General features: G+C 63.5%; 6 protein-coding genes. 3 read left to right on the top strand and 3 right to left on the bottom strand.

All coding sequences use genetic code 11. The features are described from left to right. Positions 1–132: 132 nt before the first annotated feature. On the top strand, positions 133–1,413 hold the full coding sequence (locus EN994_RS12515) for an amidohydrolase family protein (RefSeq protein ID WP_063169915.1): 1,281 nt from the start codon (positions 133–135) through the stop codon (positions 1,411–1,413). A 106-nt stretch (positions 1,414–1,519) separates the two neighbouring features. Beyond that, complete coding sequence (locus tag EN994_RS12510; protein ID WP_063169916.1) at positions 1,520–2,443, top strand: DMT family transporter; 924 nt, start codon at positions 1,520–1,522, stop codon at positions 2,441–2,443. A gap of 7 nt (positions 2,444–2,450) precedes the next feature. Here the strand turns inward: EN994_RS12510 and EN994_RS12505 are convergent, their stop codons facing one another. Beyond that, on the bottom strand, positions 2,451–3,311 hold the full coding sequence (locus tag EN994_RS12505; RefSeq protein WP_063169917.1) for a phosphotransferase family protein: 861 nt from the start codon (positions 3,309–3,311) through the stop codon (positions 2,451–2,453). Positions 3,312–3,456: 145 nt separating this feature from the next. Here EN994_RS12505 and EN994_RS12500 point away from each other — a divergent pair, with 145 nt between their 5' ends. Then, entirely contained in the window at positions 3,457–4,089 is a 633-nt protein-coding gene (locus EN994_RS12500) for a class I SAM-dependent methyltransferase (protein WP_063170453.1), read from the top strand. Between the two features lies 1 nt (position 4,090). Here the strand turns inward: EN994_RS12500 and EN994_RS12495 are convergent, their stop codons facing one another. Both EN994_RS12495 and EN994_RS12490 read right to left on the bottom strand, forming a co-directional pair. Next, entirely contained in the window at positions 4,091–6,544 is a 2,454-nt protein-coding gene (locus tag EN994_RS12495) for an FAD-dependent oxidoreductase (protein ID WP_063169918.1), read from the bottom strand. Then, positions 6,541–6,915: phosphotransferase (locus tag EN994_RS12490; protein ID WP_164745887.1), on the bottom strand; the 375-nt coding region annotated here is incomplete at its 5' end. The genes EN994_RS12490 and EN994_RS12495, both read right to left, overlap by 4 nt.

Genomic DNA, 6,915 nt, shown 5'->3' with positions numbered 1-6,915 from the left:
TATAGAGGGAGTTGCGGCCGGATGAAACCATCCGCGGCCGCCGCGGACAAATCGCTGTTGCAAGCGGCATCGACGGGATGCGATTTTCAGCCTCGGCTATATCAGATGATTCTTTTGACGGGATGACGACGGATGGATTTCGACCTTATCGTTCGCGGCGGCACACTGCCTGATGGCAGGGTTGCCGACATCGGCATCAACGGTGAGACGATCGCGGCGATCGAGCCCGTTCTCCAGGGTTCCGCGCGGACCGAGGTCGACGCCCGTGGCAATCTGGTCTCGCCGCCCTTCGTCGATCCGCATTTCCACATGGATGCGACGCTCTCCTACGGCATTCCGCGCATCAACGCTTCGGGTACGCTGCTCGAAGGCATTTCGCTGTGGGGCGAGTTGAAGCCGCTTTTGACGCATGAGGCCGTGCGTGATCGCGCGCTGGCCTATTGCGACTGGGCGGTGTCGATGGGCCTGCTCGCCATCCGCACCCATGTCGATGTCTGCGATGACCGCCTGCTGGCGGTCGAGGCGTTGCTCGAGGTCAAGAAGACGGTCGCTCCCTACATCGACCTGCAATTGGTCGCCTTCCCGCAGGACGGGTTTTATCGCTCTCCATCGGCGCGTGAAAACACCATCCGCGCGCTCGACATGGGCGTCGACATCGTCGGCGGCATCCCGCATTTCGAGCGCACCATGGCCGACGGCACGCGCTCGGTAACGGAGCTGTGCGAGATCGCGGCCAGCCGCGGCCTGATGGTCGACCTGCATTGCGACGAGACCGATGATCCGCTGTCGCGCCATATCGAGCAGCTTGCCTATGAGGCGCAGCGTCTTGGTTTGCACGGCAAGGTCGCCGGTTCGCACCTCACCTCGATGCATTCGATGGACAATTACTACGTCTCGAAGCTTTTGCCGCTGATCGCCGAGGCCGGCGTCTCGGTCATTCCCAATCCGCTGATCAACATCATGCTGCAGGGCCGCCACGACACCTTCCCGAAGCGCCGCGGCCTGACCCGGGTCAAGGAAATGCTGGCGCTCGGCATTCGCGTCGGCTGGGGCCAGGATTGCGTGCTCGATCCCTGGTATTCGCTGGGCACCGCCGATATGCTCGATGTCGCCTTCATGGGTCTGCACGTCGCTCAGATGTCGAGCCCGGCAGAGATGGCGCGCTGCTTCGACATGGTCACCAACGTCAATGCCGCGATCATGGGCCTCGATCATCTCGGCCTGGCGGTCGGCAAGCGCGCCAGCCTGGTCGTCCTCGATGCCGGCAATCCGGTCGAAGCCCTGCGGCTGCGCGCCGAGCGCCTGTGCGTCATCGCCAGGGGCAAGGTGGTGGCGGAGCGGACGAAGCAGGAAACCAGGCTGTCCATCGGCGGAAGGCCGGGAATGGTGAACCGGCGGCACATATCCAGCTAGATACAGCCGATTCCCGGCGCTGGTCTTACCCATTGCCCGAATTCTCCTCGTCAAGGCAGCCACTTCCGTCTACGACGCGGCTTACTAGGGAGGAATCGGGATCGGCATGACGCAGCCCGTGGCGCAGAATTCGACGATCAGGAATGTGCTTTTGGCCGGCATTCTGTTGATGCTGGCCGGCGATTTCCTTTTTGCGCTGAACGACGCCATGGGCAAATGGCTGGTCGCCAGCTTCTCCGTCGGCCAGGTGGTGCTGATCCGCTCCATCGGCGCCTTCTTCGTGCTCGGCCCGATGATCGCCAACCAGGGCCCGGCCAAGCTGTTTCGCATGGAACGCCTGGAGCTGCAGCTGCTGCGGGTGGTGATGACCACGCTCGACACCGCGCTCTTCTATGCCGCCGTGGTCTATCTGCCGCTGGCCGATGTGATGAGTTTCTACATGGCGGGGCCGATCTACGTCGCGGCACTCTCGCACCTCTTGCTTGGCGAAAAGGTCGGCTGGCGCCGCTGGATGGCGATCCTGCTCGGCTTCTGCGGTGTGCTGATCATGCTGAAACCGTCGTCGGCGGCGTTCTCGCTGTCGTCAGGCTTTGCGCTGGTGGGCAGTATCTCCTTCGCCTTCGCCATCATCCTCAACCGCCGGCTGCGCGGCACCAGCGACACCAATCTGGTGACATGGCAGACCATCGGCACGCTGCTGATCGGCGGCGTGCTGAGCATCGGCGCCTGGCAGACGCCGTCGGCGCTCGATCTCGGCGCCATGCTGCTGCTCGGCATCGTCTCCTGCGGCGCGCATCTGATGATCACCAGGGCGCTCAAGCTGGCGCCGGCCTCGACGCTGGCGCCGCTGCATTACACGCTGCTGCTGTGGGCGGTGGTGTTCGGACTGGTGTTCTTCGGCGACGTTCCCGGTCCGCGCATCCTGATCGGCTCGGGCATTGTCGTTCTCGCCGGCCTGTTCATCTTCCACCGCCAGAAAGTGGTCGAGACCACCGTGCCGCCCGAAAACGTGCCGAAGGGCGTGAATTAGTCCAGGCTCACCCCCGGCGGATCGCCGCCAGATGCCGTGAAAACTCGGACGTCTCCATCAGCGCCTTGCAGCGCGCGAACCGCCCGTCGGCATAGGCGCGAAAATCATCGACCGGGTTGTTGTTGGCGAGCTGGATCAGCCCCCACAGCGTCCATAACAGGTCGCACATCGCCTTGTAGATGACGATGCGGCCGCGCTCCGCCGGCCTCGCCTCGCCGCCGAAATAGGCGCGCATCATCTCTTCGTCTTGCGCCAGATCGAATTTACCTTCCACGGAGAGGTCGCCAAGGTCCCAGAGCGGGTCGTTCATGCCCGAATATTCCCAGTCGACGATCCACATCCGCTCGCCCGTATCGAGGAAGTTCTCGCACAGCGGATCGCAGTGGCAGGCAACGATCGGCAGCGGATGGGCGGCAAGTGCCGAGCGCACGGTTTCCGCCTCGCGCACCACGTCATGATAGCCGGCGGGCAGGGCGATCTCCTTGGTGGACAGCACCTTGAGATAGTCGTCGATCATCGCAAACAGCTCGAAGCGGAAGGGAAACACCGCGCCTGAATTGTGCAGCTTGCGAAAGGCCTCGCCGGCGCGGGCTGGACTGCCCGGCCGAACCTTGAATTTCTCCTCCGACATGGTTTCGGCGCCGGCGATGTAGCGTGTCACCATCAACCCGGTGCCGGCATCGACATGCAGCACCTCGGGACTGACCCCTGCTTTTGCAGCTTCGCGTGCAGCCACCGCTTCGTTGGCCCGGTTGATGTATTCCTCGGTGCCCTTGCCGGGAATGCGCAGGCAGAAGTCGCCGGCCTTGAAGACGAGGTTGGTGAGGCCGCCCAGCCGTTCCAGCGGCCCGCTGTAGCCGGCCAGCATGGGAATGGCGTCCAGTGCCGCGCGCGCCTAGTCTGTAATCATGCCTGCGCCCCCACACACTGTTATTTGTCGCGGCAACGGTTCCACAATTTTCGCGCTTTGGCTATCATCACTGCGAGATCAAAAATTGGCGGACTGGATCAAAGTGGCGGACAACAAACATCAGGGTGCGCTTGGCGCGGCCTACGCGGCAAAGCGGCCCGAAGAGGTCGCCGCACTTTATGATCGTTGGTCGCAGACCTACGACGCCGACATGTCGGCCGCCGGCTATCGCCATCCGACGATCTGCCTTGCGCTGCTGACCCGCCATCTGCCGCGCGGTTCAGCACCGCTGCTCGATGCCGGGGCCGGCACCGGTCTCATCGGCGAATGGCTTGATATTGCTGGTTACCCGCAAGTCGAGGCACTCGATATTTCGCAAGGCATGCTGGATCAGGCAGCCCGCAAGGGTGTCTATTCCGCGCTCCATTGCCTGGCGCTGGGCGGTCATCTGCCCTTTGCCGATGATGCCTATGCCGGAGTGATCTCGGCCGGCGTCTTCACATCAGGTCATGTTGGCGTCGAGGGGCTGGACGAACTGATCCGCATCTGCCGGCCGGGCGGCATCATCGTGCTGACGGTCAAGAACTCGCTGTGGGATCAGGGCTTCGCCACGCGCGTCGCTGAGCTCGAGGCGCAGGGCCTCGTCACCCGCGTCGAGGAAACGCGCCCTTATGTCTCGATGCCCGGCGAAGCCGACACCGTGCCCAGCCGCGGCCTCGCACTGCGCGTGACCTGACCTACGCTTTGACCCTCGCGCCTGCCGGGTCGTACATCGGCTCGAGGTGGATCTTGGCCGGCGTCCTCTCCATCGCAACCACCAGTTCGTAGTCGCCCGAGGCGAGAAAATCGTCGCTGACCCCGTCGGCGTTGCGCACGTAGCCGTAGCCGATGGTCTTGCCCAGCGTATAGCCATAACCGCCGCTGGTGAGATAACCGACAGGCTCGCCATTGCGCAGGATGGTTTCGCGGCCGAGCAGCACGATCTCGGGGTCGTCGACCGTGAAGCCGGCAAAGCGTTTCTTCATTGCCGTGCCGCCGGTCTTCTCCAGCGCGCGCCGTCCGATGAAATCCGTGTTCTTGCGCAGCTTGACCGCCCAGCCGAGCCCGGCTTCCTGCGGCGTGTCGTTGGGCGTGATGTCGGAGCCCCAGGCACGATAGCCCTTTTCCAGCCGCAGCGATTCCAGTGCCCGATAGCCGATCGGGCGGATGTCGTGCTTTTTGCCTGCCGCCATCAGCGCGTCGAAGACTTCGCCGGTGGCCGCGATGGGCACGTGCAGTTCCCAGCCCAGTTCGCCGACATAGGTGACGCGCAGCGCCCGAATTGTGTGGCCGGCGATGGCAATCTCACGCACATGGCCGAACGGGAAGCTCACGTTTGAGACGTCGGCTTCGGTCACGGCCGAAAGCACGTCGCGCGCCCGAGGACCCATCAGCGACAGCGTGCCGAAATCCTCGGTGACATCGACAAGCCTGGCATCGAGCCCTTCGCCGATATGATCGCCGATCCACGAGGAATCATGCGTGCGGAAGCCTGTGCCGGTGACGATGTAGAACTTCTCTTCGGCCAGCCGCGCCACCGTCAGATCGGCCTCGATGCCGCCGCGTGTGTTGAGAAGCTGCGTGTAGGTCAGCCGGCCGACCGGCTTGCTGACGTCGTTGGCGCAGACCCAGTCCAGCGCCTTCAGCGCATCGGGCCCGCTCAGCTCGTATTTGGCGAAGGAGGATTGATCGAAGATGCCGACTTTTTCGCGCACATGCCGGTGTTCGTCGCCGACCGCCACAAACCAGTTCTGCCGGCCCATCGAATAGATGTCCTGCGGCTCGACGCCTTCGGGCGCGAACCAGTTAGGCCGTTCCCAGCCGAGCTTCGAGCCGAACACGGCATTTTGCTGTTTCAGCCTGTCGTAGAGCGGCGAGACGATGCGCGGCCTCCCGCTGGCATACTCCTCATGCGGAAAGCCGATCGTATAGTGTTTGCCATAGGCCTCCAGCGTGCGGTCGCAGACCCACTGACGGTCACGGTGCAAATTAGCAAAGCGCCTGATGTCGACCACCCACAGGTCGAGCGGTGCTTCGCCATCGACCACCCACTGCGCCAGCACCCAGCCAGCGCCGCCGCCCGAGGCGATGCCGAAGGCGTTGAAGCCGGCGCCGACAAACATGTTGGCGCATTCGGGCGCTGTGCCGAGAATGAAATTGCCGTCCGGCGTAAAACTCTCCGGCCCGTTGATCATCTGCTTGACGCCGACGGTTTCCAGTGCCGGCACGCGCGCGATCGCTTGGCTCATATGCTGCTCGAAATGGTCGTAATCATCGTCGAACAGCCTGAATTCCCAATCATTGGGGACGTCACCGCCGGGGAGACCAGTAGCCCAGGCCTGCGGGTTCGGCTCATAGCCGCCCATCACCAGCCCGCCGACCTCTTCCTTGAAATAGGTGCGCCGGTCCGGATCGCGGATGGTCGGCGCGTCGGTCGCCAGTCCGTCGATCTTCTCGGTGATGATGTACTGGTGCTTCACCGGCTGCAGCGGCACGTTGATGCCGGCCATGGCGCCGACCTGCCGCGCCCACTGGCCGGCGCAGTTGACCACCTTGTCACAAGCAATGTCGCCCTTGTTGGTCTTCACCGCCGTGATGCGGCCGTCCTTCATTTCGAAGCCGATGACGCGGACATCCTCGAACAGTTTGGCGCCATGCATGCGCGCGCCCTTGGCCAGCGACTGCGTGATGTCGGAGGGGCTCGCCTGGCCATCGGTCGGCAGCCAGGAGGCGCCGACAAGATCGCCGGTTTCCATGAGCGGCCACATTGCCTTGACTTCCGCCGGTGATAGCAATTGCATGTCCATGCCGAAGCTTTTCGCCGTCGTCGCCAGCCTTTTGTACTCGGTCCAGCGGTCGGCATTGGTGGCGAGCCTGAGGCAGCCGGTCATCTTCCAGCCGGTGGCAAGGCCGGTCTCGGCCTCGAGGCCCTTGTAGAGGTCGACGGAGTATTTCAGCACGCGGGTGATCGAAGCCGACGAGCGCAACTGGCCGACAAGGCCGGCGGCATGCCAGGTCGAGCCCGAGGTCAGCTTGCCTTGTTCGAGCAGAACGACATCGGCCTTGTGGTCGCGCGCCAGATGATAAGCCGTCGAACAGCCGATGATGCCACCGCCGATGACGACGATGGCGGCCTGGGTCGGCAATGTCATGATTTCTGCATCCCGTACTTCGTTCTGTAGTTTTCCAGCGCCGTGTCGAGCCGGGCGAGGTTTTCCTCGGTGTAGGCGACGTAGTCGATACCGGGCGCGTCGAGATAGAGCTCGGACACCATGCTCCACATCGCCTCGCGCAGCAGCGAGGCGCATTGCATGGCCGCGTGCGAACGGCGGATCGCTTCGTCCGGTTCCTTCATGAAATAGGCGGTCAGGAAGGCGAAGGATTCCTCGTCGCTCATGCCGGCGTTGGAGGCGGCGCCTGCGAGGTCGAACATCGCCGTGTTGAAGCCGGCATATTCGAAGTCGATCAGCCACAGCCTGTTGCCGTCGTCGAGAATGTTGGCCGGCAACAGATCATTGTGGCC

It is taken from the genome of Mesorhizobium sp. M7A.F.Ca.CA.002.09.1.1 (assembly GCF_003998555.1).
In the GTDB taxonomy this organism is placed as follows: Bacteria; Pseudomonadota; Alphaproteobacteria; order Rhizobiales; family Rhizobiaceae; genus Mesorhizobium; species Mesorhizobium ciceri.
This window is presented reverse-complemented; position numbering and strand designations above follow the sequence as displayed.